1 protein-coding gene is annotated in these 919 nt (G+C 50.8%); it reads left to right on the top strand.

Translation table 11 applies throughout. The annotated features are described in order from the left end of the window. On the top strand, positions 1 to 911 hold a 911-nt coding region (locus ACT3R7_RS20675), incomplete at its 5' end, for an IS3 family transposase (protein ID WP_496199460.1). Positions 912 to 919: the final 8 nt, after the last annotated feature.

Below are 919 nucleotides of genomic sequence, written 5' to 3'. Positions count from 1 at the left end.
ACCGCTCTCTTGATGTCGGACTCCCTGAACACTTCTCGCTAATCGAGAAACTCAAGACGAGCTACCCGGTAAAAAAACTGTGTGACGTGTTTGGCGTGCATCGCAGCAGCTTTAAATACTGGAGACAACGTTCAAAAAGACCTGTGTGTGCCACGAAGACTAAGGAAATAGCCAAGGTCAGAGAGCTCTTTCGCGAGAGCGAAGGCTCTGCAGGGGCGCGCAGCATCGCAGAGATGGCGACAAGGCAGGATGTGCCGTTAAGTCGCTATCGCGCTGGCCGCCTGATGGAAAAGCTTGGCCTAATTAGCTGCCAAGTGCCTGGGCACACCTACAAGAAAACAGGTGACGAACATGTTGAGGTACCGAACCACTTAGCGCGTCAGTTTAACGTTGAGGCGCCCAACCGCGTTTGGTGTGGCGACGTCACATATATCTGGACTGGCAAACGCTGGGCTTATCTAGCCGTTGTCATGGACTTATTTGCTAGGAAAACGATTGGCTGGTCGATGTCGTTATCACCCGATAGCGAACTCACCAGCAGCGCATTGAAAATGGCTTATGAGAGCCGTGGGCGGCCAAAAGGGGTTATATTCCACAGCGACCAGGGCAGTCATTATACGAGCCGTAAGTTTCGTCAGACACTCTGGAAATGCCAGGTAAAACAAAGTCTAAGCCGACGTGGTAATTGCTGGGATAATGCGCCAATGGAGCGTTTCTTCAGGAGCTTAAAGGTTGAATGGGTGCCAACGTATGGCTATCGCTCATTCTTGCAGGGGCAGCATCATATCGTGAACTATTTAATCGGGTATTACAGCCAGCTTAGGCCTCACCAGCATAACGGTGGTATGAGTCCGAACCAGGCAGAGGAAAAGTACTGGGTTAACTATAAAGCGGTGGCCAGTTTTACTTGACCACTACA

This window comes from Halomonas sp. AOP43-A1-21 (assembly GCF_052376775.1).
Classification (GTDB): Bacteria; Pseudomonadota; Gammaproteobacteria; order Pseudomonadales; family Halomonadaceae; genus Vreelandella; species Vreelandella colorata.
This window is presented reverse-complemented; position numbering and strand designations above follow the sequence as displayed.